This is a genomic window from Yersinia similis (genome assembly GCF_001053095.1).
GTDB lineage: Bacteria > Pseudomonadota > Gammaproteobacteria > Enterobacterales > Enterobacteriaceae > Yersinia > Yersinia similis.
Genome location: NZ_CGBP01000013.1, coordinates 77,377 through 103,810 on the forward strand (window position 1 = coordinate 77,377; position 26,434 = coordinate 103,810).

Sequence of the window (26,434 nt, forward strand, 5' to 3'; positions counted from 1 at the left end):
TAAATTTATTATCTCAAACGAATAAAAATAAAGAGATTTGGTTATTCACAATAAAATTTTAATCCTTTTCTTGTTGACTATTTAATAAACCATCATTTACATAATAAATAATTTATGTGATAGGATAATTATGATTTATCCAAACATGATCGCTTTCCCAGCTAAATATCCATTTACGTACCGGACCGGCCATTACATTCAGATAATAGCTGTCATAGCCTGCCATCGTCGCTACTGGGTGATAACCTCTTGGCACCATGACCACCTCACGATTGTAAACCGCCATACATTCATCAAGTGAGCGATCATCAGTATAAACACGCTGCATACAGAAGCCCTGCTCTGGATTAAGGCGGTGATAATAGGTCTCTTCCAGATAAGTTTCGTGTGGTGGGTTGTCAGTGTCATGTTTGTGGCTCGGGGACGAACTGCTCGCCCCTTCGTTGGTATAAACCTCCACCACCAGCAGGCTATCGGCGGGGTGATCTTCTGGCAAAATGTTGTGTACATAACGCTGGTTATGGCCCTTACCACGCGCTTCTGCGCCGATATCCTCTGGTGAAATCAGCCGGGTTGGGTAAGTGCCTTTACCGGGGGCGGAACAGACTGCCAGTTCAAGCGGGGTGATGGCCTGCACCTGTACCGCTTCGCCGGGTGTGACATACACCGCCCAAGGTTTACGGCGCTCAAACGGGCTCATGCGATCACCTATATCAGGGAATTGTGCGCTGGGCGTACTGATACTGGCGCGCCCAGCGATCAAAACCAGGCAACGCTCATCGGGAACCGCGGGGAGCGTTAGTTGCTGCCCTTCATTCAGTTCATAGACCTCAAACCCCACATACCCCCAGCCCGCCTGCGCTGGAGTGATTCGCTGCGTCAGACCCCGCTCATCCGGTGCCTGCCTGCGTGATAATAAACGTGACATATTACCCCCTTAAATCAGCCCCGCGTTATGTGCCAGACGGCTTAAATTGTGGTAGCCCATGCGCGCATAGGTCATTGGGTGGGCGACGTTGGGATCTTGCTCTGCCTCTACCACCAGCCAGCCCTGATAACCGTGTTGTTTGAGTAACGCCATGATGGGCGGATAGTCCACACTGCCGTCACCCGGAACGGTAAATACACCACTCAACACCGCGTCCAGAAAACTGGTTTTACGGTTTTTGACATCGGCCAGCACCGACGTGCGCACATCTTTGCAATGGACATGGTTGATCCGCGCAATCCAGCGTTGTGCCACCGCCAGCGGATCAGCCCCCGCAAAGGTGAGGTGGCCTGTGTCGAGTAGCAGCCCGACCTCTTCGCCGGTATGAATCATCAGATTATCGATGTCTTGCGCGCTTTCGATCACCGTGCCCATATGGTGATGGTAAGCAATCTGCACCCCCTGTGCCTGCGTGTAACGGGCAAAGGCGGTGAGCTTTGCGCCATACTCCACCCAACGCGCTGGCGGGAAACGTGGGCGCAGATGTACCGGCGTTTGCTGTTCACCATGAATACAACCGGACACTTCAGCAAATACCATCACCTTAGCCCCCAATTCACGCAGCAGTGCCAGATGTGACCGAACTGCCACGATCTCCTCTTCAACCGAGCGTTCCAACAGCCGCCCGGAATACCAACCGGAGACCAATTTCAGTTGATGACGCTCTAGAATTGGCCCTAAAACCCCCGCCTCGCGTGAAAATTTATTACCCAGTTCAAAACCCGCAAAGCCCGCCTTTTTACCTTCGCTCAGGCATATTTCAAGCGATGTTTCCGCCCCCAGAGAAGGCAGATCGTCGTTAGTCCATGTCAGCGGATTAATGCCTAAATGCACCGCCGCGGTATGCCGATCAGCTTCTGCTTTTCTAAAAATATCTGCTTTTCGAACAACCTCTGTTTTCTGATCAACCGCCGTTCTTGGTTCAACTGCCCTTCTTTGATCTACCATCGCTGTATTTCTCCTGAAGATTATCTCTGTCCGCGCTCACGCCACAGCGTAATGAGCTGTAGATAGTTGTCCCGAATACGTGTAACAAGCTGCGTATCGTCAATATCGCGTTTTAGCCAAACGTAGGAAGCGTCACCAAACAGCGTGCGCCCTACGGCAAAACCTTTAACTATCGGGTAGCCCGCCGCTGCGTAAAAGCCTGCGCGCAGTGCCTCAAGTGATGCATCGAGCCCAAGGATCACTACGCCGCGGCAGTGCGGATCGCGCCGTTCAATCAGTTTGTCCAGCGCCGCCCAACCCTCTGAGGCAAGTGGCGGCAGTTTCCACCAATCGGGGTAGATCCCGAGGTTGTAGAAGCGTGAAATTGCACGTAGGTAGAGTTCATCACTGCGTGGCATGTCGGCGGGTAATATCACTTCCAGCAGCAGTTCGTGACCAGACTGGCAACACGCACGGTACACCTCAATAATTTTCTGTTCCTGCTCCAGGCGTAGGCTGTAAGCATCTTCTGGATGGAAGAACACCAGACATTTGACGATATGCTCTTGCGGCCAACCAATAAGTTGCGAGCCAATATTGCCGTGCTCCATAGCCAGTGGCCTTGAGCCAGGCAATTCAATGGGCCGCCCAATCCACCAGCCTTCTCCCGTAATGGCATTAAGGGCGTCCTGACCAAAAGTGCCATCACATAGCAGCCCCGCTTTCCCTTGCAGTCCGGCAGTGTGCACCGCCTCACGGCTGGCCTGTAAAATCAGTGTTTTGAGTGTCGAGATACGCCACAGTTCAGCGCCGCATTGCAGTGCCATCTCTTCGAGTTGGCTACGGTGATCAAAGGCCATCACGCACAACTCGGGCCACTGGCGGCGGCGCGTCGTAACGCGGTGTAAATGGTTAAGATACACATCAAGATCTGGCCGCACCACTGCATCAGCACGCGCCAGATAATTATCCAGCTCGATTTTACTCGGCATCGCGGGCGCACAGCCGTGGCGCGAGACCACCAGTGCGCCACAAGCATTGGCGTAGCGGCATGCCTGCTGCCAACCTTCATCATTGAGATAACCGCGCAGGAGACCTGACATAAATGCGTCCCCTGCACCCAACACGTTCAGCACTTTTACCCGCACACCGCTAACAGTCAGCCCCTCATCAAGGGCCTGCGGGATGGCCTTGGTGTACACCGAACAACCCAGCGCCCCGCGCTTGCACACCAGCGTAGCGTCACTGACTTCACGCACACCTCTTAGCGCATCCAGCGTATCGGTGCTACCACCCGCAACATGAAACTCCTCTTCGGTACCTACAATCACATCAAACAAATTTAATACTGCGTGCAGTTCAGCAGTGACCTGATGGGATTCAATAAAGCGCGTTTCACCGTCACCAAGCGACGTCAGCCCCCACAGTACCGGGCGGTAGTCAATATCCAACACGGTACGCACACCATTGCGGCGTGCATAGCGCAGCGCTGTCAGTACCGCTTCACGAGTGTTTGGATGAGAAAGATGGGTGCCCGTGATGGCAAGGCAGCGGGCAGAGGCGATGTATTGCTCGCTAAAATCCTGCGTCGTAATCGCCATATCAGCACAGTTGTCACGGTAGAAAATCAGCGGAAAGGTGTCTCGATCTTTAATACTGAGGAGTACCAGTGCCGTGAGCCGCTCTTTATCTGTGGTCAGATGGCTGGTATCACAACCCACCTGATGAAGCTCTTCGCGCAGAAAGCGCCCCATATGCTCGTCACCCACGCGCGCCAACATTGACGAACGAAGCCCCTGCCGGGCGGTACCATAAGCCACGTTGCCGGATGAACCGCCGAGGTATTTGGCAAAGCTGGAAACATCCTCCAGCCGTGCGCCAATCTGCTGACCGTAGAGATCTACCGCAATACGACCCATACATATGACATCAAATTTCTTTCCTGTATTACATTTACTTTCCGTATTACATTTACTTTCCGCGCTAACGCTAAATTGCTTTTCCACACTCATACCCCCCCTCAGACCATGTCATACCCAATCCGCAGACATACCCAGTCCTCAGACTATGTCGGTCACGTTCACCCAGCGGCTATCCTGATGAGACAGATCAATTGCATCGAGAATGCGTGAGACTTTCCAGCCCTCGGCGAAATCGGGCCACAATGGCGCATCCATCGCGATGCCGTCGATCAAGTCACGCACTTCCACGGTTTTTTGATCGTTAAAACCAATACCGTGGCCTGCGGCCATACAGAATGCGGCATACTCCGGGTGCGCCGGGCCGACGAGCAGGGTACGGAAGCCTTGTCGGTTGACCGGGTCGTTGTGCAGGTAGAGTTTGAGTTCCGCCATACGTTCTTGGGTAAAACTGATAGCCCCTTGAGTGCCGATGATCATGTAAGAGAGGCCCATTTTGCGCCCGCAAGCCACCCGCGAGGCTTCAATCACTCCCTGAGCGCCATTCGCAAAACGCACCATGGCATGGGCCTGATCTTCGTTTTCAACCGCCACCCTAACGCTGGAGCCAACACTCGTTGGGCGTGTAGCGACGACAGTTTTCAGATCACCGCATACTTGAGTTATTTCCCCCACCAGGTACTGCGCCATGCTGACGATGTGAGCCGCCAGATCGCCAAGTGCTCCCAGCCCTGCAGTTGCTTTTAAACAGTGCCAATGAATAGGGGTATTTGGATCGGCCATATAGTCTTCGTTATGGGTGCCATAAAAGTGGATCACCTCACCGATTTCACCACGTTCAATGATCTCTTTAGCCAGCTTCGCACTGGGGTTTTTTATGTAATTGAACCCCACCAACGTTTTCACACCAGCACGTGTTGCAGCCGCCATCATCTCGCTGGCATCACGGGCATTCAGTGCCAGCGGTTTCTCCGCATAGACATGTTTGCCGTGGTGGATTGCCGCCAACGCCATCTCTTTATGTAGATAATTGGGTGAGCAAATATCAACTACATCAATGGCCGGATCCGCGACCAGTTCCCGCCAGTCGCTAGTAAACCGGTTGAAACCGAAAGCCTGCGCACGCTGTGCCGCCAGTGCTGGTGAGATTTCGGCCACCATTTCGCGCACCAGTTTGCCGCGCAATTCAAACACCGTCGGTGCCTGCGCGTAGGCAATGGCATGCGCCTTACCGATATACCCGGTACCAATCAATCCAATACGCACTTCTTTCATCATTCACTCCTGACATGAACGTATTACAGCGCGCCGCGACGGTTCTTGGCGTAGGTATCAAAGGCCACCGCCAAGACGATGATCAGACCAGTGATAATTTGCTGGTAGTAAGCCGAAACATTCATCAGCACCAGACCGTTAATCAGTATCCCCATAATGATGGAGCCAATAATGGTGCCGCCAATGCGCCCGTAGCCGCCCATCAGTGAGGTGCCGCCAATCACCACTGAGGCAATCACCCTCAATTCAAACGAGATCCCGGCTACCGCTTCAGCACTGCCTAACCGGGCGCTTAGGATGAAACCCGCCAACCCGGCAAGGCAGCCGATCACTACGTAGACGCTGACCAGCACACGTTTCACGTTGACGCCCGCCAGACGTGCCGCTTCCGGGTTGCCGCCAATTGCATAGACGAAACGCCCCCAACGGGTTTTGTGCAGCGCCAGATAACCGGCTATGGCGACAATGGCAAAAATCCAGATGGGTATTGAAATACCGAGCAAGTCCCCGCGCCCCCACCAGCGGTAGCCTGCATCAAACCCGGCGATAGGTGCACCGTCGTTAATCACCAACGTCAGGCCGCGCCAGATGGTCATCCCACCAAGAGTGACAATAAAGGGCGGCAGACGCAGACGCGTGACACCCAACCCCTGCAAGAAACCAATAAGGGTGCCCATCGCCAGGCAAATACTGAGGCCAATTAACCAACTCATGCCCCCCCAAGCGTTGGGGTCAATGGTGGTAAAGTTATCGCCTTTAATCACATAAGCGGCTGTCATGGCAGACACCGCAAGAATCGAGCCAACGGAAAGATCAATGCCTGCTGTCAGGATGACGAAGGTCATGCCTACCGCCATGATGCCGTAGATGGACACCTCAGTGAGGATGTTGAAAATATTACGTTCTGAGAGAAAATTACTGTTCTGTAACTGGAAGAAAATCAGTAGTAAGAACATAAAAATCAGTACACCGAAGCGTTCAAAAAAAGCGACCGGGTCAAAACGCATCGCGCTTTTCACCGATGCCTGGGGCTTGGAAAGCGGCTGTAGCATGAGGTGCTCCATTATGCGGCATTTAACGCATTATGATTGATGGCCATCATGGTCATCAGCCGTTCTTCGCTGGCATCATCACCGTGAATTTCTCCAGTGACTCGCCCTTCGCTTAGCGTGATGATCCGATCAGAAACCGCGAGAACTTCCGGTAAATCTGAGGAGATGACGATCACCGCCACACCCTGTTTAGCCATATCAAACAACACCTGATGCACTTCCGATTTCGTGCCCACATCAATGCCCCGTGTCGGTTCATCGACGATCAGGATCCGTGGATTGAGCGCCATGCAGCGGGCCAAAATCACCTTCTGCTGGTTACCACCAGAGAGCTTACGCACCACCTGTTCGCTGTTCACCATCTTGATTTGCAATGCTAACCGGTAGGTCTCAATCAGTTGATCTTCTTTGCGGGTATTGACGAAAAAACGCCACTGCAACAGCCCCGCAAGGCTCGATAGTGTCAGGTTGTCACGAATAGAAAGCCCTTGTACTGCGCCCTCTTTTTTACGGTCTTCCGGCACCAGTGCGATCCCCTGTTCCAGCGCGAACAGGGGATCCCGTGGCTGATAGGGCACCCCGTCTATCTCAAAACTGCCGGAGGTGAAAGCCCCCGCCCCAAACAGACAGCGCGCCACTTCGGTACGCCCTGCGCCTACCAACCCGGCGATACCCAGTACTTCCCCAGCGTGGACGTGAAAGCTGATGTCTTTTAGCGTCACACCATGTGGGTCAAGCGGAGGTTTTTCACGACACAGCCCTTGCACAGATAGCCGAATGGGCTGGTCTTGGTGATGGGTCTCACTGGCGGGACGGCGGTTAAACACGACGTCGCGCCCCACCATCAGGCGGATAATTTTCTCAACGTTGGTGCCTGCAACCTCATCAGAACCGGTGTAACGCCCATCCTGAAACACGGTGAAACGGTCACAGAGTTGGAATACTTCGTGCAGGCGGTGGGTGACATAGATGATGCTCACACCACGGCCTTTCAGTTCCCGGACCACGCGATGCAAGCTTTCGACTTCGCCGTCGCTGAGTGCTGCCGAAGGCTCATCCATGACAATAAGCTTTGCGTTCAAGGTCAGCGCCCGGGCTATCTCTACCATCTGCTGTTGCGCGATACTCAAGCGCGCTACCGCCGTGGTAGGTGACACCTTGAGTTGCAGGTAATCGAGGATCGTTTGGGCTTCCTGATTAACGGCCTTTTCGTCCACAAATACCTGACGACGACGCGGTTCACGGCCAAGAAACATGTTTTCTGCCACCGTCATGTTGGGCAGTAGATTAACTTCTTGATAGATGGTGATAATGCCTTTGTTCTGGCGCTCCACTGGTGAGTCATCCAGAGCAAGCGTTTCACCGTTAAACCAGATTTCGCCGTGAGTCTGGGGCTGAGCACCCGAGAGTGCTTTCAGCAGCGTCGATTTACCTGCGCCGTTCTCACCCAAGAGTGCATGAATTTCGCCCTGCTCTACGGTGAGCTGTACGTTACTGAGCGCCCAGACGCCAGAAAAACTTTTCGCCATATCGGTGATTTTCAATAAAGGTTGCGACATCGGTGTTCTCCTTCTGACGCCGCCCCCGGTGCGACGGCACTTACAGGGTTACTTACTCGCTTCGCTAACGCGCTCAGCCTGGTCTAGGTTCTCTTTGGTGATCATTGTTGGCAAGAAATCTGCACCGGTGATCGCTTTTTGGTCACGGATATTCGCCACCAGTTGGCTCATGGCAGTTGTCACCGCATAACCCGGACGTTGATCGGCCGTCACCGCCATCCACCCTTCACGCACACGTGCCAGCGCCTCCGGCACGGCATCGAAACCGGTCACCATGATTTCACCCGGTTTCATGCCATGACTCTGCAACGCTTCAATGGCACCCAGCGCCATATCATCATTGGCTGAGAGGATCACTTGTGGGGGCTTGGGCAGCGATGGGAGTACGCTTTCTATAATGCGCATCCCTTCTGAACGCATCCAGTTTCCTGTCTGATCGACCACGATACGATACTTGTCACCACCGGCTTTCAAGCTGTCGCGGATCCCTTTAGTTCGTTCGATATTGGAGGAGGATCCCGGTTGGCCGGTGAGTAGTACGATATCTGCACCGTTCGGGAACGTGGATTTCACATAGTTGGCAATGGCCTCGCCACCTTTATAATTATTTGCGCCAAAATGCGGCACTTTTTTCTCGCTCTCGACTGACCTATCCAGCGTAACCACCGGCAGTTTGGCCTGTTGAATTTCCTCTACGGCACTAGAAATGGCGTTGATGTCATTCGGCGAGACAATAAAACCCTGCGCGCCACGAGTGATGGCATTTTCCAGGTCAGCCACCTGTTTAGGCGAACTGCCCTGCCCATCCAGCACTTGTAACTTCACACCCAACGCTTTGGCCGTTTTCACCGCAGTGCGCTGCATATGTACTTCAAACGGCATCGCCATATTCGGCGTACTAAAAACAATTTGTTCATTCTCGGCAAAGGCCGCCCCGGAAGTGAATGCGATGAGGACGGCGAGGATCAGCTTTTTCATTGTTGTCTCTCTTTATCGTTGTAGGGTCGGTACGGTTGTAAGGTCGAGATGGTTGTAGAGTCGATATAGTTGTAAGGCCGATATAGCTGTAAGGTCGATATAGCTGTAAGGTCGGTATAAGCTGTAAGGCCGATATAGCTGTAAGGTCGTAAGAATTTACAGGGAGATTTCACGCTGGTTATGCAACGACTCCAGCGCTTTATCGGCTAAATACAACGCCCGCTCACCCTCTTCACCACCACATTCCGGTTGCGCATCGCCGCGTAAAACAGCGACAAAGTGTTCCCATTCCGCAGCATAGGCGGCTTGATAACGTTGCAGGAAGAAATGCTCCGGTAACGCACGGGCCCCCCCCTTTTGGCCAAAGTGCTGCACCTGGTTTTCCAGGATATTGCCCACGCACAGCAACCCCTGCGAGCCGTGCAGCTCTAACCGCTGGTCGTAACCATAAGCCGAACGGCGGCTATTGACGATGGTCGCCATCGCGCCAGAGGCGTATTTCAGCACCACAAACGCGGTGTCGATATCGCCAGCCGCACCAATGGCGGGATCCACCAAATTACTCCCCTGAGCAAATACGGCAACTGGCTCTTCGCCCATGATGAAACACGCCATGTCAAAGTCGTGGATGGTCATATCACGGAACATACCGCCGGAAACGCGCACATATTCCACCGAGGGGGGCGAAGGGTCGCGGGAGATAATCAGTAGCGATTCCGGTTTACCAATGCGCCCTGCCAATACTTCGTTTTTGAGGTGCCGAAACTGTGGATCAAAGCGGCGGTTAAAACCGATAAACAGCGGCACCCCATACTCTTTCACTACTTTTAGGCAATCCCGCACACGAGCAAGATCGAGATGGACCGGTTTTTCGCAGAAAATGGCTTTGCCATGTTTTGCTGCCAGCTCAATCAAATCAGCGTGAGTATCAGTGGCGGAAGCGATCAGCACCGCGTGAACGTTCGGATCTGCCATGGCCTCATTCACACTCTGTTGGCGGGTCCGATACTGTGATACGAGGCGAGCTGCGTTTTCCTGATTGGGATCCACCACTGACCAGAGGGCAGTCTCTTGGTGGGCGGCTATATTGGCGGCATGAACCTGACCAATGCGGCCTGCGCCTAGTAAGACAATGTTAAACATAGCGGCTCCTACTCCTGATCTAGCGATATCTCGGTGGTCTGGTAATCCCCCCTAAAAACTGGGATACCCCGCGAAAGCATTGCTGCGGTATAACCTTTATTCAATCAAACATAACCTTCACCCAATAAAACATTCATTTCATTTTAATTAAAAGTGAAAATTACATTTTTGAGTGGGAGTTAACATTTTTTTAATAAAGTGAGTTAATTTTGCTATCACAATCACAACATTTTCTAAAGCCAACCCTATTACCTGAAATCAACAGCTTCTTCTGCAACTAACCCCATTTTTTGCAGCCAACTCTATCTTCTGCAGCCAACTCTATCTTCTGCAGCCAACCCTATCTTCTGCAGCCAACCCTATCTTCTGCAACCAACAACGAATGAGCAGGCAGGATAACGGGGGGTTAGTACTGACGGGCACGTTTTACCTTCATCCGAGTTCGCTCTGCGGCCTGCTGTACTGCGGGTGAACGGGCAATTTGTGCATCGCCAGTGCGCCACCAAGATGCATAATCGTGTGTCATGCTTTTCGGCAAGACTTTAATATCCAGTAGCACCGGCCCCGGATGATCGCGGGATTCTGCCAATGCCGCTAGCAGGCTTGGTTCATCGTGCACCCGCCAGGCGCGGCAACCATAACTTTCGGCGTTTTGTGCGAAATCAACGCGAATCAACGGGCCATCAAGTTGCCCCGAATCCGGGTTACGGTGGCGACTCTCAGTGCAAAAACTGCCCATCCCGTGCCCCATTTGCAGGTTGTTGATACAGCCAAATCCGGCGTTATCAAACAGCAGGACGGTAATTTTTAGCTCCTCTTGTACCGCCGTGTGCAGCTCGGAATGCAGCATCATATAGGAGCCATCACCCACCATGGCGTACACCGGTTGATGTGGCATCGCAATTTTCGCCCCGATGGCGGCAGCGATTTCATAGCCCATGCATGAATAACCGTATTCAAGATGATAGGTGTCCGCCGTTTTTACCTGCCACAGACGCTGTAAATCCCCCGGCAGAGACCCCGCCGCTCCCACGACAATGGCATCGTCTTCAATATGCTGGTTGATAAGCCCAAGTACCCGAGTCTGGGTCAGTGTGGTATTGAGCACCTCGGCGTATTCTTGTAGAGAATCATCAAGATGACCGGCCACTTCTGGCACCTCATCAGGCCGCCAGGTGCGCGACCAGAGCCGTTGACATTCGTCACGCCACGCTGCTTTTGCCTCAATGATATCGTCCTGCCAAGCGGTGCGATAACCTGTCAGCCCTTCGGTTAATGCCTCAAGCCCCACCCGCGCATCGGCAATCAGGGCCGTGGCATCCAGTTTAAGCGCATCGAATTCCGCCACGTTAAGCAGCAAAAATGCTACCTCCGGGTTAGAAAATAGTGCTTTGGAACCCGTAGTGAAATCGGTGAGCCGGGTACCGATACCGATCACCAGATCAGCCTGTGGGGCTAACCGGTTCGCTGCCAACCCGCCGGTGACACCAACCCCCCCCAAATTGAGTGGGTGATCACTTGGCAGCGCCCCTTTACCCGCTTGAGTTTCAGTAAAGGGTAATTGAGCGCTTTCCACAAACGCACGAAACGCCTCATGCGCGCCCGAATAACGCACGCCGCCGCCACACACCACCAGCGGGCGGCGTTTACGGGTGATTAAGTTGAGCGCATCGGAAAGCCTGTGCACATCTGGTGGACGGCGCTCGATACGGTGCACCCGGCGCTCAAAGAAGCTCGCTGGGTAATCCCACGCTTCGCCCTGCACATCCTGAGGCAGACAAAGGGTCACCGCGCCGGTATCCGCCGGGTCAGTCAGCACTCGCATGGCACTCAGCATGGCGCTCATCAATTGCTCTGGGCGATTAATACGATCCCAGTAACGTGATACCGGGCGGAAGCAATCGTTGGTGCTGATACTGAGGTCGTGATACTGCTCGATCTGCTGTAATACCGGGTCAGGCTGACGGCTGGCGTAGATATCCCCCGGCAACAGCAGTAGCGGAATGCGGTTTGCCGTGGCGGTGGCCGCTGCGGTGACCATATTGGCGGCTCCCGGCCCGATAGACGAACTGACGGCATAGATACGCTGACGGCGATACTGTTTCGCAAAACCAATCGCCATATGCGCCATGCCCTGTTCGTTACAGCCCTGATACACCTGTAAATGGCCCGGATTTTCTTCCAGAGCCTGGCCAATACCGAGTACATTGCCGTGCCCGAAAATCGTCATCACGCCGTGGACAAACGGTACCTCTTGACCATCAACTGCCACATATTGCTGATTAAGAAACCTGACCAGCGCCTGTGCCATGGTCATGCGTACTGTTTTCATCGTCATGTTTATGGTGCTCATGCGGCCTCTCCCTTCAACCGAGTGTCGGCATAGAGAATGCCGCCCCCTGATCGTGTTGTGCTTCTGGCCAACGGGCGGTGATAGTTTTCATCCGCGTGTAGAAGCGCACCCCGTCATTGCCATGCACGTTAAGCGGCCCGAAAATCGAACGTTTCCAGCCGCCGAAGCTATGAAACGCCACCGGTACCGGGATAGGCACGTTGACGCCGACCATCCCCACCTGTACCGCTTCACAGAAGCGGCGTGCGGTACCCCCATCGCGGGTGAAAATGGCCGTGCCATTACCATATTCATGACGGTTGATCAGATCTACCGCACTGCGATAATCCGCGAGACGTACCACAGAAAGGACCGGACCGAAAATCTCTTCTTGATAAATGGTCATGGCCGGGGTGACATGATCGAACAACGTTGGGCCGACAAAATACCCTTGCTCATGGCCTGCCACCTTCAAACCACGGCCATCGATGCGCAACGTTGCCTTCTGAGCCACGCCGCTGTCGATATACCCCAATACCTTCGCGCGGTGTGGCGCAGAAATCAGCGGCCCCATGTCGTTTTCTGGCTCCTGCGCCAGACCCGGACCAACACGTAACGTGCTAATTTGCTGTTCCAGCCGCGCACAGAGGTTATCTGCCGTTTCATCCCCCACCGCCAACACCACCGAGAGCGCCATACAGCGTTCCCCTGCCGCGCCGTAAGCCGCGCCCATAATGGCGCTAGCCGCCATGTCCATATCGGCGTCCGGCATCAAAATGCAGTGGTTTTTAGCCCCGCCCAGTGCCTGACAGCGTTTTCCGTGGGCCGATGCGGTCTGGTAGATATATTCAGCAATCGGCGTAGAACCGACAAAGCTGACTGCCTGCACTCGCGGATCGGTCAACAGCACGTCCACCGCGGTTTTATCACCCTGTACGACGTTAAATACACCGTCTGGTAGCCCGGAATCGGTTAAAAGTTGTGCCAGCCGCACAGCCAGCGACGGATCCTTTTCGGAGGGTTTCAGTACAAAAGTATTCCCGGTCGCCAGGGCTATCGGGAACATCCACATCGGTACCATCGCGGGGAAATTAAAGGGCGTAATCCCCACGCACACCCCCAACGGCTGCATCAGGGAGTGATTGTCCACGCCAGTGCCAACATTGGCTGAGTGTTCGCCTTTTTGTAGGTGCGGAATGCCACAGGCGAATTCCACCACTTCCAGACCACGGGTTAGCTCCCCCACGGCATCGGAATACACTTTTCCATGCTCCTCGCTGATAAGCTGTGCCAGCGCGCCCAAATGCTGCTCCAGCAAACTTTTAAAGCGGAACATCACACGCGCTCGTTTGAGTGGCGATTGACGCGACCAACTTGTGAACGCCTGTTGCGCCGCCGCGATGGCCTGCTCAGTCTCCTGCGCAGTGCTCATCATCACCTGACGGATAGGTTCGCCAGTGGCTGGGTTGAAGATTGCCTGAGTGCGCAGGCTACCGCTGGTAGCACCATTGCCGCGACTAAAGACACATTTACCATTAATAAAATTCGCTACCGTCTCCATTTTGGCCCCTCGCTGTTAAAAGGTGACTGATACCTGGATACTGTATATAAAACAAATGTTCTATTTTAAGTTAAAATAAAACAAATGTTGGATATTGTGATCAATAATGGATTTTTATGTTAACAAGCTGCATGGCTGGCAATGATTGAGGTATTAGATGACTGAAGTATTAGATGACTGAAGTATTAAAGGCCGTTATCGTCCCCATTCTCCCGGAGCGTCTGTTTCATTTGGTGGGTGGTCTGAGTGACAGGCGTTTAAAAACAGCCGTTGAGCGATTACAATCATAATCATGTATTAAGGGAGAAATGATGACTACAGCAAGCAATCTGAGTGAACTACAGCAGCAGATCCGTGATCGCTACGACAAACTGAGTAAGCGGCTCCAGCAGGTCTCCCGCTATGTGTTGGACAATACCAACAGCGTGGCATTTGACACCGTCGCCGTCATTGCCGAACGCGCAGACGTTCCTCCGTCAACCTTAATCCGTTTTGCTAACGCCTTTGATTTCAGCGGGTTCAACGAGATGAAACAACTGTTTCGTATGAATCTGGTGGAAGAGACCGCGAGTTATACTGATCGGGCACGGCTGTTTCGCGCAATGGAAAGCGAAGCCGTGCCGGAAACGCCACTCGGTATCCTGCAAGAGTTTGCCCGATCCAATGCTCAGGCACTACAGCAGTTGGCGGCACGTACTGAACCAGAGATGCTGCAACGCGCGGTGGAACTGCTTGCTCAGGCCGATACCATTTATGTGGTGGGTCTGCGCCGCTCGTTCAGCGTGGCCGCCTATCTGACCTACGCACTCAGCCATTTGGAATGTCGCCCGGTGCAACTTAATGGCCTCGGGGGGATGTTGCGCGAGCAGGTGAACAGCATTAAAGCCCGCGATATCGTGGTTTCTATCAGTTTCTCACCCTACGCCGAGGAGACCGTGATGGTCAGTGAAATGGCCGCCAACGCTGGTGCTCGGCAGATTGTCATTACCGACAGCCAGATAAGCCCACTCGCCACTTTCAGCGATCTCTGTTTTGTGGTGAAAGAGGCTCAGGTAGATGCCTTCCGATCTCAATCAGCCACGCTCTGCCTGGTACAGTCTCTGGTCGTGGCGTTGGCCTACTTGCAGGAGGCTCAGGCCGGGGCCGCGCTGGCGCACAGACAGTGACCCTATATAAGCTGCCTGTGCGGCAGTGAACATTTCCCTATATTCTTTATGTGAATAAGCGAAGCCCCCTCATGAGTTATTATTATGATCTTTATCATCTGTTGTACTAACCCCCTGAAACACTCTCAGGGCATTACTCTGCCATAGCTTCGTTTTAGGGTTCAGGTCAATGGGATCATTAGGTAAATTGGGTCATTAGGTAAATTAAAAAAGAATATTGGCGTGCTCTAGTGGGATCCCAGTGACGGGGATGAGAAAAATCCCACACCAACGTCTGAAATATCCTAATTAATGCGCGTTTTATCTGAATTATTATATATTGGATCAATAAGAAACCTTTTACCATTAGCCCCTCCCCCCTATTTCGCCTATTATCCCTGATAAAATATAACCTGAATGGGGAAACTGTGACTTATCCGTCCGCGGACAGTAACTAACCTCTTGGGTTGTTGTGCTGTCTGGTGTTTAAAGGATTATTATCTATGGATTTGTTGAGGTTTCTGCTGATCTCCCCCTTTGCCCTTATCAAGGGACTCTATCGGTTAAGCGCTTATCTTTTACGGTTAGTGGGCCGCCTATTGCGCCCAGTCGTCGGTAACCTGAATTGGCGCGCGCCACAATGGATGACGAAAACCGCCAACGGGCTACACTGTGCCTTCAACCGTTCAGAGCAATGGGTCGCTAAGCATCCCAAAGGGATCAGTGCGGCAATAGTGCTGTTGATGGTTGCCGCCAGCGCCGCATTCTATGGCTATCACTGGTATCTTAATCGGCCTCAACCGATTGAACCGGCACCGATGGTTTATCAGGAAACCAGTATCAGAGTCTCGGCACCAAGAACGGTTAACTATCAGGCGCAAAAACCAGAAACCCAGCCGCTTATCCTTAATTTTATGCATTCAGCCGCACCTATCACCGCGATGGGCCAGGTAGTCGATCAGGGCATCTCATTAACCCCGGCTATGGAGGGGGAATGGAAATGGGCGGCTGAACGCACGTTAGTGTTTACTCCCAAAAAAGCCTGGCCGATGGGCGCTAACTATCAAATTACGATCGATGCAGAAAAACTTTTAGCACCGCAGATTAAGCTTAATCAGACCGAACTCAATTTCACAACGCCAGCTTTTGCTTATCAATTAGAAAAAGCAGAATATTATCAGGATCCGCAAGAGGCCCAAAAACGCAGCACTATTTTCCATGTGCAATTTAACGCCCCGGTTGATGTTGCCAGCTTTGAAAAACAGATCCTATTGGGATTGGTCGAAGGTAAATCCAAGTCAGAGAAGAAACTTAATTTCTCCGTCATTTATGACGAGAAAAAGCTTAATGCCTGGATACATTCACAACCCTTGATGCCAATGGATAAAGGCGGTTCGGTCCATCTATCGATTAATAAAGGGGTGAATGCCAGTGTTGCCGCCACGCCTACGACACAGGCGCAGAATAAATGGGTATCCGTCCCCAACCTATATAGCCTGGCGGTTAACAGCATCAATGCCACGTTGGTAGAGTCTGATAACAATAATGGTGAGCGGGCCTTAATTATTGCTATCAGCGACGCGGTTAAAGATAAAGAGATCAAAAATGCGGTCAAAGCCTGGTTACTGCCGCAACATAATTTTCAAGCTAAAGAGAGCGCCAAAACATCAACCGATTTCTATCCTTGGGATATGGATGATATTGACGATAATCTGCTGCAACAATCAACGCCGCTGGCGCTGACCCTCAATGAGGCCGAACAAGAGTATCAGCCAATATTCAGCTTTAAGTTTGATGCCCCTTCCTATCGCACACTGCTGATCGAGGTTAACAATAGCCTGACATCGGTGGGCGGTTATAAAATGCCGGAAAAAATCTACCAAATAGTTAGGGTTCCCGATTACCCTAAGACGCTGCGCTTTATGTCACAAGGCTCGTTATTATCGATGCAGGGTGATAAGCAGATCAGCGTCGCCGCCCGTAATATGACCGGCATGAAGCTGGATATTAAGCGGGTTATTCCTAGCCAGTTACAACATATTGTGTCATTTAAAAGCAGCGAATATTCATCAGCTCACTTTAACCGCTTGGGTGACGAATACTTTACTGAACACTTCCAGTACCAAACCGCGCTGAATAATGACAATCCCGGTGAGATCAATTATCAAGGGGTCGATCTGTCCCGTTATCTTGCAAATAATCCGAGTGCTCGGCGCGGGGTGTTCTTACTCACCCTGTCAGCTTGGGATCCGGAGAAAAGGGATAATCAGCAATACAGCGGGGAAGAATACGACGAAGAACAGGATCAAGAATGGGTCGGCGATTCACGCTTTGTGGTGATCACGGACTTAGGCATTATCACCAAGCAATCGCAGGATAGATCCCGTGATGTGTTCGTGCAATCCATTCACTCGGGTCTGCCCGCCGCCGATGCCAAAGTCTCCGTGGTGGCAAAAAATGGTGTGGTCTTACTGAGCCAATTCACTGATAGCAAGGGGCATGTCCATTTTCCTGCACTGGACGCCTTTAAAAATGAGCGCCAACCGGTCATGTTCCTGGTGGAAAAAGAAGGGGATGTCTCCTTCCTGCCCACCCGTGCCACCTATGACCGTAACCTTGATTTCTCACGTTTTGATATTGATGGCGAAGAGACACCGTCCGACCCGCGGACACTGAGCAGCTATCTGTTTTCTGACCGGGGAGTGTATCGCCCAGGCGACCGTTTCAATATCGGTCTGATCACCCGGACCGCCAACTGGGCTACCGCACTCGATGGCGTTCCCCTGCGGGCGGAGATCCGTGACCCACGTGATACCTTGATGAGTACCCTGCCGATAACCTTGGACAGCAGTGGTTTCAATGAGCTCAGCTATACGACCGGTGAAAACTCACCTACCGGTGAATGGAACGTCTATCTCTATCTGGTTGGTAAGAATAATGAAACGTCGATGTTGCTGGGGCACACCACCGTAAATGTTAAAGAGTTCGAGCCAGATCGCTTAAAAGTGCAACTGCAACTGACGCCAGAACGTCAACAAGGTTGGGTCAAACCGCAGGAGCTGCAAGCCAATATCAATGTGCAAAATTTATTCGGTACACCAGCACAGGAGCGCCGTGTCACCTCTAGACTGATCTTGCGGCCAATGTACCCCAGCTTTGCCCCGTTCCCTGATTACCTGTTCTATGAGAACCGTCATAACAGCGATGGTTTTGAGACTGAACTGGAAGAACAAACGACCGATCTACAGGGGATGGCAACCATCCCATTGGATCTGAAATCCTATGCTGACGCCACCTATCAACTGCAATTGCTGTCGGAAGCCTTTGAAGCGGGTGGAGGCCGTTCCGTGGCCGCGACTGCGCGGGTTCTGGTTTCACCTTACGACTCTCTGGTTGGGGTGAAAGCCGATGGCGATCTGAGTTATATCAACCGTGATGCCGTGCGTAAGCTGAATATTATTGCTGTGGACCCGAGCCTGAATAAAATTGCGCTGCCAGACCTGAGTCTGTCATTGATTGAGCAGAAGTATATTTCAGTGCTGACCAAACAGGATTCCGGGGTTTATAAATATCAATCTCGGTTAAAAGAGCAGTTGATCTCAGAGCAACCGTTAAAAATCAGCCCAACAGGGACAGATTTCACCCTGGTGACCCAACAGCCCGGTGATTTTATTCTGGTGGTTAAGGACAGTCAGGGGCAGGTTCTGAATCGTATTAGTTATACGGTGGCGGGTAACGCAAACCTGACCCGTTCGCTGGATCGCAACGCCGAATTAAAGCTAAAACTGAATCAGGCCGAATATTTGCCAGGCGAGGAAATTGAAGTTGCGATTAACGCACCTTATGCCGGTAGCGGTCTGATCACGATAGAAAAAGATAAAGTGTATAGCTGGCAGTGGTTCCACAGTGATACCACCAGCTCCGTGCAGAGGATCCGCATCCCACCGGCAATGGAAGGCAATGGCTATATCAACGTACAATTCGTGCGTGATGTAAATTCCGATGAGATCTTTATGAGCCCACTGAGTTACGGTGTGATGCCATTTAAGATCAGCACCAAAGCGCGTCAGGCGGCTATTGAGTTAGCGTCGCCGTCAGTCATTAAACCGGGTGAAGTGTTGCCGATTAACGTGACCACCGATTCCCCACAGCGCGTGGTGGTGTTTGCCGTCGATGAAGGTATTTTGCAGGTGGCACGCTATCGCCTGAAAGATCCACTGGACTACTTCTTCCGTAAACGTGAACTGAGTGTACAGAGTGCACAAATTCTCGATTTGATCCTGCCGGAATTCAGCAAGCTGATGGCACTGACCTCCGCGCCGGGGGGCGATGCCGGGGAAGGGCTGGACCTGCATCTCAATCCGTTTAAACGCAAACAAGACAAGCCGGTGGCTTATTGGTCTGGTATCACCGAAGTGAATGGTGAAACCACATTCAATTACCCTGTTCCCGACTATTTCAATGGTAAAATTCGCGTGATGGCCATCTCTGCGACCCCTGACCGCATTGGTAAAGTCCAGACCACGACCACCGTGCGGGATAACTTTATTCTGACGCCGAATGTCCCCGCGATGGTGGCACCGGGAGATGAATTTGATGTCACCGTGGGGGTGAGTAACAACCTGCAAGGATTGAAGGGTAAAGCGGTTGATATCACCGTGCGTCTGACGCCGCCGCCACAACTGGAAGTAGTGGGTGAAGCGCAACACAGTCTGTCGCTGGCAGAGAAACGTGAAACCCTTGTCAGCTTCCGCCTACGCGCCCGTTCAGCATTGGGTGATGCTCCACTGGTGTTTGATGCCAGCTATGGCTCTCAATCCAGCCGCCGGACGGTCAGTACCTCGGTACGCCCGGCGATGCCATTCCGAACGCAATCGGTGATGGGCCGAATGGACGGTAACAAGCATACTGTGACCAATCTGCGCCAGATGTTTGATAATTATGCTCAACGTCAGGCGACCGCTTCCCACTCACCGTTGGTCTTAACCCAAGGTCTGGCGCGGTACCTGGCTGATTACCCGTACTACAGTTCTGAACAAATTGTCAGCCGCTCGATTCCGTTGATTATGCAAAGCAAACATCCTGAAATGGACAGTGCCATCAATCAGAATGAGGTCCGTGATCAACTGAAAAACATGCTACGGATCCTGAGCTCTCGGCAGAATAGCACTGGCGCAATCGGTTTGTGGCACGCCTCCCCTACCCCTGATCCGTTTGTCACACCTTATGTCGTGCAATTTCTGCTGGAAGCGAAATCTGCCGGTTACAGCTTGCCGAATGACATCTTGGAGGGGGCCAACAACGCACTGCGTCTGTTAGCGGCTCGACCTTATGATGACCTTTACTCTCTGCGTTTGCGGGCCTTTGCCGTTTACCTGTTGACCTTGCAGGGGGAGATCACCACCAATACTCTGGCATCGGTGCAAAGTACGTTACAGCAACTTTATCCTGACAGTTGGCAGACTGATCTGAGTGCCATTTATCTGGCCTCATCATACCGTCTGCTCAAAATGGATGACGAAGCCAATAAACTGCTGCAACCCACCTGGAAACAACTGGGTAAAGCCTACAGCAAGGCCTGGTGGACGCAGAATTACTTTGATCCACTGGTGCAAGATGCCACCCGGTTGTATCTGATCACTCGCCATTTCCCAGAGAAAGTCTCTTCTATTCCGCCACAAGCACTGGAAAATATGGTGCTGGCACTGAGGGATGAGCATTACACGACCTATTCATCCGCGATGAGCATTCTGGCACTGGAAAGTTACACCAGCCAGGTAGCCGCCCAGCAAGATACGCCAGAAACCCTGCAAATTATCGAGATCAGTAACAGCAAAGGGATCGACCCTAACGTTATCTCAACGCTGAACGGCCTGTTCGCTCAAGGTGATTTTACCGGTGAGGCTAAAGCGATTCAGTTTAACAACTATGCCCCCGCACCCGCTTGGTATGTGGTCAATCAATCAGGCTATGACCTTCAGCCACCAAAAGACGCCATCTCTAATGGGCTGGAAATCAGCCGCAGCTACACCGATGAGCAGGGTAAGCCGGTGACCCAAGTCACCTTAGGGCAGAAAGTTAACGTGCACCTAAAAATCCGGGCTAACGCTAAACAAGGCCAAAATAATCTGGCGATTGTCGATCTACTGCCGGGCGGTTTTGAAGTGGTACAACAAACGGCACCTGAACCAGAATTTGATGATAATCAGGATGCTCAGGATGAGGAAACTGGCAACGGCTGGCAGTCGCCGCTAATGGTATCTGGCTCCAGTTGGTACCCTGACTACAGTGATATTCGTGAAGATCGCGTGATCATTTATGGCAGTGCCAGTACCGATGTTAAAGAGTTTATCTACCAAATCAAATCAACCAATACGGGTCGCTTTGTGGTGCCACCGGCTTACGGCGAAGCCATGTATGATCGTAATGTACAGGCGCTGTCGGTCGGTAAAGGGCATATCCTTGTCGTTCCACCTGAGGCAAAATAGCTGAAAACAACGCGCCCCGCATCGCCGGGGCGCTATCGGATTTCAGCCGTAACCAGATGCGCATCCCAACCTTAATGGCAACCAAACGCCTGTTGCAAAATATCCTGATGGCCCTCTTTCTGTTGGCCCTCTTGGTCATCGGCTTTCGGCTGTGGCCACACCCGCCCTTGTCTCAGGGGCTACCACTCTCTACTGCTTACTATGATCGGCACGGCACGCTATTACGTCTTTCGCTGGCTAACGATGATCGTTATCGCCTGTGGACACCGTTGGAAGAGATCTCCCCATTGGTGATACAGGGTATCCAACTGCATGAAGACCGCGGTTTCTATTATCATCCCGGTGTTAATCCCATTAGCCTGTTACGCGGGTTCTGGCAAAGCTATGTACAAGGCGGCAGGCAACAGGGCGGTTCAACCCTGACCATGCAGTTGGCACGGATGCACTGGCATCTCAATACCCGTTCGCCAACAGGTAAATTGCGACAAATCGCCCGAGCTATCCAACTGGAACTGAGCTATTCCAAGCACGATATTTTAGAGGCTTACCTGAATTACGCCCCTTATGGCCGTAATATCGAAAGTATTGCCGCTGCCAGCCTGATTTATTTTGATAAAAAACCCCAGCAACTGACGCTGCCAGAAGCCCTGACATTGGCGGTATTGCCCCAATCGCCCAGTTACCGCATTGATCCCACCACCGGTGTGCTGGGGAGCGCCCTGACCCAAGCCCGTAACCGGCTATTCGTTCGCTGGCAACAAACGTACCCCACCGATAGCAGCCAAATGGCGCTATTCCAGTTACCGCTCAGCCTGCGTCAACCCGAAAAAATGCCCTATATCGCGCCGCATTTTATTGAACAGATCCGGCGGCAAAATCAACAACTGGCGAACACCCAGAGTCAGGTTGACACCACACTGGATGCCAATCTGCAACAACTGGTAGAAAAACAGGTCGAGGCCTTTATCCGCCGTAATAACAGCCGGGGCATCCATAATGCGGCGGTATTATTGCTGGATACACGGGATATGGGCGTTCGGGCGCTGGTGGGGTCGGCAAATTATTATGACCGAGAAATTCAGGGGCAAGTTAACGGCACCAATGCCAAACGCTCCCCCGGTTCGACACTGAAACCCTTTATTTATGCTCTAGGGCTAGAACAGGGGATACTGCATCCGATGACCATCCTGAAAGATGTACCCTCTTCTTTCGGGGCCTATGCGCCAGAGAATTTTGACCACCGTTTTCTCGGGCCAGTGACCGCCACGGACGCCTTGAATTTCAGCCGAAACATTCCTGCGGTGTATGTCGCATCCCGTTTAAGACAACCAACGCTATACCAATTTTTACGTTTATCCGGCGTCACCAATATGGCCAGTGAAAACCATTACGGTTTATCACTGGTACTGGGGGGCGGTGAGATTACCCTACAGGAGCTGGCGCGGCTCTATGCCATGTTGGCGAATCGCGGCACACTGCACCCCATACAAATGGTACAAACAGATAAAACGCTGCCCTCCATTCGTCTGTTAAGCGAGGCGGCCAGTTTCATCACGCTTGATATGTTGCGTCAGCACCGCCGCCCCGGTGATACCTTGGCACAAAGCCCCACCTCGCTACCGGTCTACTGGAAAACCGGGACCTCTTGGGGATTCAGAGATGCCTGGAGTGCGGGGATTTTTGGCCCTTATGTGTTAATCGTCTGGGAAGGCAACTTTGCGGGTAAGGGCAACAGCGCCTTTGTCGGTGCCGATGCCGCCGCACCGTTATTCTTTAATATTATTGACAGTATTCAGGCTAACTATCCAGCGCTGCGCGAGCCTAAACATCCTTGGCCGCCACAGTTAAAACGGGTGGCTATCTGTCTGGCCAGCGGCAACTTGCCCACGCCTTGGTGTCAGCAGCAAGGTAAAACCTGGTTTATTCCGGGGAAATCGCCGATCAAAGTCGATACGGTCTATCGCCCCGTCGTGATTGATATAAATAGTGGCCAGGCCGCTTGTCCACCTTATGACCGCAGCCAGACCCGTACTGAAGTTTTTGAGTTCTGGCCATCGGATCTGGCCAATGTATTTGCTCAAGCGGGCTTGCCGAAACGCCAACCACCTGACCGCTCTCACTGCAAAGAAGGGAATACTCTCGCATCGGGTAATGCACCACGTATCACCTCACCGTTGCGCAATACCACCTACACTCTACGCCAGTCGCAACAGGGCCGTGATCAGATTGTCTTCAGCGCCACTCTTGATGCGGATAGCACCACCACTTACTGGTTTGTTGACGATATCTATCTAGGCAGCAGCACCAGTAAAAAATCCATCGATTGGCATCCGACCCGCAGCGGTCAATACCGCATTCGGGCAATTGATGATCATGGCCGCGCTGATAGTAGGCTAATTCGTGTTGAGAAAGTGGATTAATGGCACACCTTACGGTTTCCATCCTTAGAGCGCCTGCTGTTCTTCTACGGGGCAATATATTGATATTGGTCAACGAGATGAGTAACCAGCAAACGGCCGGAGGGCGGTTCCTCTTGCCGCGTCACATGTGAAGGGGATCAAAAAAGCCCCACAGGTCACACCATTGTGGGGCAGCAATCTCGCGTTTTTATTATCCTTTTCAATAAACGGAATCAGCCTGGATTAACTGACTCTGTGGGTGATTTTTTAGGTTTTAGGTAACGTGACGGCCAAATCTCCGCAGGATGTAACTCCAGCACCTCTGCAATCAATCTTTCGCCTTTCGGCCAAGGGCGCAATAGCGTATTCGCCAGCGTTGAAGAGGCCAGCCCCGATTTTCTGGAAAGAGCCGCCATCGTCGTACCCCGTTTTTTCAACCCCGCCAAAATATCTGCCGGATGCCAATCTTGTTTATCCATAACGTTTACCCCTCCATCTGATGTGTTCGGGTAATTATCCCATGCTCTGAAAAACATCCCCAAACAGGATATTTTTAGGTAATAGAGATCTTAATGGGATTTTTATGGTATCCCTGCTTGTAGGATTAGCTTTAATGGCTGCGAGTGTCTCTATTATTGTCACGCCAGCCATCGCCTTATCATTATTTAACTGTGTCACTCTGGACCTCGATTGACATTTGATCGTAAATACTCAGTTTGGTTTTTAACACTGCATTAGGTGTTTTCCCACCATGTGCAGAATTGAATCGGGGTGCAACTGGGTGCGCTAATTTCGTCTGCGATGGAAAAAACTTAATCCAACCTAAGAAAACTGGGGATGAAGCAGGAAAAAGCACAGTGGGCTGAAATAAAGCAAATAATTAAAATTTAATTCTAAAAATAAGTTGAATGGTTCATACCCGTTCAGCTCTGGTCATCTTCTTCGTAATGAAGTTTTTCTTCATTTAAATAATTACCCCAGTCTTGTAGGCCATGACACCAACAATTCTCCTGCTGGTTAGTTGATTTGTCAGTTTGGAATTCCGTTGGAAAGCAGATTTTAGCTTTTTGACAGAAAATTATGGGATTCTGGTGCACAACTCCCTATAATACGTTGACTTAACTTAAATTATATACAGGGAGTTAGTAATTATGAAGTATGACTCAGTGTTAAAAACTTTTGTTGATGATGATTATCGACTAGAAGATCATCTTGATTTTAAAAAACAACATGCAGATATCAGATATCAGATATCAGATATCAAAAAATACATAAACAACTCAATGAAATGAGTGATGAAAATATGCATGCATTATTAACAATAGAGGAAGGGGAGTATTTTTTAAAAACATTATGTAACCCCAACCCTCATCAATCGTGGAAGGATGCTATTTTTTCCTGTACCGATCCCACATCGGTTTTTTTTGGCAGTCTCGTTGAGTCATTGTCTGTGAGTAGAATAGTCCTTGAAATAAGGGGGTTTGGTGTAACTGCAACTGAATATATGGGGAAAAATGGCAGTTCATATATTAGATTATCTGGATATGCTGGAATAAGAAAGTATTTAGATGCAACAAGATACTTAATTGATAACCCAAAAATATTAGATATAGGCATAGGAACTCAAGGTATTGAAAATGGGATCGTTAGAGGCGCAAGATTCTGCATTGTATTTTCTGCTGCTTATCGTTCCGTTGAATTGTTGTTGAAAGATGAATATGGGTTAGCTGATTTTTTTGTTAATTTAACTCTTGATGCTGCAAAACTAGGAGTATCTATTGGGGTTGCTTGGGGGGCAAAGGCGTTAGCTACCGGTTTTATGGTCGCCGGAACTGGTGTTATTTTTATTGCTGCAGGTATATTTTTGGTTGGATTTGGTGTCAGCCTTTTATTATATTGGCTAGATAACGAGTACAAGATAAGTGAAACAATAATAAAAAACATAAAAACACATAGAGCACACAATACTCCTTATCATCCAGACCAATTATTTAGCGCTTGGGGGAGGTTCAGTCGTGGTTAAGATAAATAGGCCATTGTTTGGTGCATTTGCAGTCTTTCTTCTTTTTCTTTCATGTTGGGTTAGCTGGTTTTCTTTAAATGGATACTGGGATTTTTTTAAATTAAGTGATGTTATTATCTTCTCATGGAAAGTTGGAGTGATGATATTTGGTGCTCCTGTATTGTTTTATTTTTCATATCTTGCATTTTATTGTGCAATAAAAAACAAACCTGCAAAGGTGAATAATAAACTGGCTAATACATTCGCTATGTTAGCCATGCTGGGTGTTGTGATTAGTTTTTTTTCATCTGTATATATCGGTTATAGCCTCACCGAATATGGTTATAAGCTATGCTCAAGATCATCTTGGATGTCCCCTAATGAATACGTAAAAGATATAAAGCTATGTCCATAGTTAACCACTAATGCTGTTATATATTTCCGAGCACTATATTGCGCCTTGGCGCTGACTCCATTGTGCGCTACGGCTATTGGTATTGGTATTGGTATTGGTATTGGTATTCCATCGTATTTTCCATCGGGGTTCTCGTAATCTTATTCTTGTTAGATAACGAATATAGAATAAGCGAAAAAAAATAAAAACACATAGAGTACATAATGTTCCTTATCATCCAGACCAATTTTTTAACGCTTGGGGGACTCATA

At 51.0% G+C, this 26,434-nt stretch carries 16 protein-coding genes; 5 read left to right on the plus strand and 11 right to left on the minus strand.

Features of this window, described 5'->3' with window-relative positions:
* Positions 1–112: 112 nt before the first annotated feature.
* The 10 genes from iolB to AC971_RS11740 form a co-directional block, all read right to left on the minus strand.
* Entirely contained in the window at positions 113–928 is an 816-nt protein-coding gene (gene iolB, locus AC971_RS11695; protein WP_048677624.1) for a 5-deoxy-glucuronate isomerase, read from the minus strand.
* A 9-nt stretch (positions 929–937) separates the two neighbouring features.
* Positions 938–1,936 (minus strand): myo-inosose-2 dehydratase, encoded by a 999-nt coding sequence (gene iolE / locus AC971_RS11700; protein ID WP_025382962.1) that lies wholly within the window; start codon positions 1,934–1,936, stop codon positions 938–940.
* A gap of 20 nt (positions 1,937–1,956) precedes the next feature.
* Entirely contained in the window at positions 1,957–3,927 is a 1,971-nt protein-coding gene (locus AC971_RS11705; protein ID WP_025382961.1) for a bifunctional 5-dehydro-2-deoxygluconokinase/5-dehydro-2-deoxyphosphogluconate aldolase, read from the minus strand.
* Between the two features lie 48 nt (positions 3,928–3,975).
* Positions 3,976–5,109: a Gfo/Idh/MocA family protein gene (locus AC971_RS11710; protein WP_025382960.1), complete on the minus strand. Its 1,134-nt coding sequence runs from the start codon at positions 5,107–5,109 to the stop codon at positions 3,976–3,978.
* A 23-nt stretch (positions 5,110–5,132) separates the two neighbouring features.
* Positions 5,133–6,161 (minus strand): ABC transporter permease, encoded by a 1,029-nt coding sequence (locus AC971_RS11715; protein WP_025382959.1) that lies wholly within the window; start codon positions 6,159–6,161, stop codon positions 5,133–5,135.
* Positions 6,162–6,172: 11 nt separating this feature from the next.
* Positions 6,173–7,720, minus strand: coding sequence for a sugar ABC transporter ATP-binding protein (locus AC971_RS11720; RefSeq protein WP_025382958.1), 1,548 nt, complete (start codon positions 7,718–7,720; stop codon positions 6,173–6,175).
* Between the two features lie 48 nt (positions 7,721–7,768).
* Positions 7,769–8,698: a substrate-binding domain-containing protein gene (locus AC971_RS11725; RefSeq protein ID WP_025382957.1), complete on the minus strand. Its 930-nt coding sequence runs from the start codon at positions 8,696–8,698 to the stop codon at positions 7,769–7,771.
* 156 nt (positions 8,699–8,854) lie between these two features.
* Complete coding sequence (iolG, locus tag AC971_RS11730; RefSeq protein ID WP_025382956.1) at positions 8,855–9,841, minus strand: inositol 2-dehydrogenase; 987 nt, start codon at positions 9,839–9,841, stop codon at positions 8,855–8,857.
* A 406-nt stretch (positions 9,842–10,247) separates the two neighbouring features.
* A complete protein-coding gene (gene iolD / locus AC971_RS11735) occupies positions 10,248–12,173 on the minus strand; it encodes a 3D-(3,5/4)-trihydroxycyclohexane-1,2-dione acylhydrolase (decyclizing) (RefSeq protein WP_038402577.1) in 1,926 nt (641 codons plus the stop codon).
* Positions 12,174–12,207: 34 nt separating this feature from the next.
* Positions 12,208–13,734 (minus strand): CoA-acylating methylmalonate-semialdehyde dehydrogenase, encoded by a 1,527-nt coding sequence (locus AC971_RS11740; RefSeq protein WP_025382954.1) that lies wholly within the window; start codon positions 13,732–13,734, stop codon positions 12,208–12,210.
* Between the two features lie 311 nt (positions 13,735–14,045).
* Here AC971_RS11740 and AC971_RS11745 point away from each other — a divergent pair, with 311 nt between their 5' ends.
* The 3 genes from AC971_RS11745 to pbpC all read left to right on the plus strand — a co-directional run bounded on the left by AC971_RS11745 (position 14,046) and on the right by pbpC (position 23,787).
* Positions 14,046–14,900, plus strand: coding sequence for a MurR/RpiR family transcriptional regulator (locus tag AC971_RS11745; RefSeq protein ID WP_025382953.1), 855 nt, complete (start codon positions 14,046–14,048; stop codon positions 14,898–14,900).
* Between the two features lie 482 nt (positions 14,901–15,382).
* On the plus strand, positions 15,383–21,367 hold the full coding sequence (locus AC971_RS11750; protein ID WP_025382952.1) for an alpha-2-macroglobulin family protein: 5,985 nt from the start codon (positions 15,383–15,385) through the stop codon (positions 21,365–21,367).
* 56 nt (positions 21,368–21,423) lie between these two features.
* Complete coding sequence (pbpC, locus tag AC971_RS11755) at positions 21,424–23,787, plus strand: penicillin-binding protein 1C (protein ID WP_032466176.1); 2,364 nt, start codon at positions 21,424–21,426, stop codon at positions 23,785–23,787.
* A 212-nt stretch (positions 23,788–23,999) separates the two neighbouring features.
* On the opposite strand, the gene AC971_RS11760 is transcribed toward pbpC, so the two are convergent.
* Positions 24,000–24,245, minus strand: a complete 246-nt coding sequence (locus AC971_RS11760) for a helix-turn-helix domain-containing protein (RefSeq protein WP_025382950.1) — start codon at positions 24,243–24,245, stop codon at positions 24,000–24,002.
* 809 nt (positions 24,246–25,054) lie between these two features.
* Here AC971_RS11760 and AC971_RS11765 point away from each other — a divergent pair.
* Both AC971_RS11765 and AC971_RS11770 read left to right on the plus strand, forming a co-directional pair.
* Positions 25,055–25,789 (plus strand): hypothetical protein, encoded by a 735-nt coding sequence (locus AC971_RS11765; RefSeq protein ID WP_404282478.1) that lies wholly within the window; start codon positions 25,055–25,057, stop codon positions 25,787–25,789.
* Positions 25,782–26,183 (plus strand): DUF1240 domain-containing protein, encoded by a 402-nt coding sequence (locus AC971_RS11770; protein ID WP_002209748.1) that lies wholly within the window; start codon positions 25,782–25,784, stop codon positions 26,181–26,183. The genes AC971_RS11765 and AC971_RS11770 overlap by 8 nt, the downstream gene beginning before the upstream one ends.
* Positions 26,184–26,434: the final 251 nt, after the last annotated feature.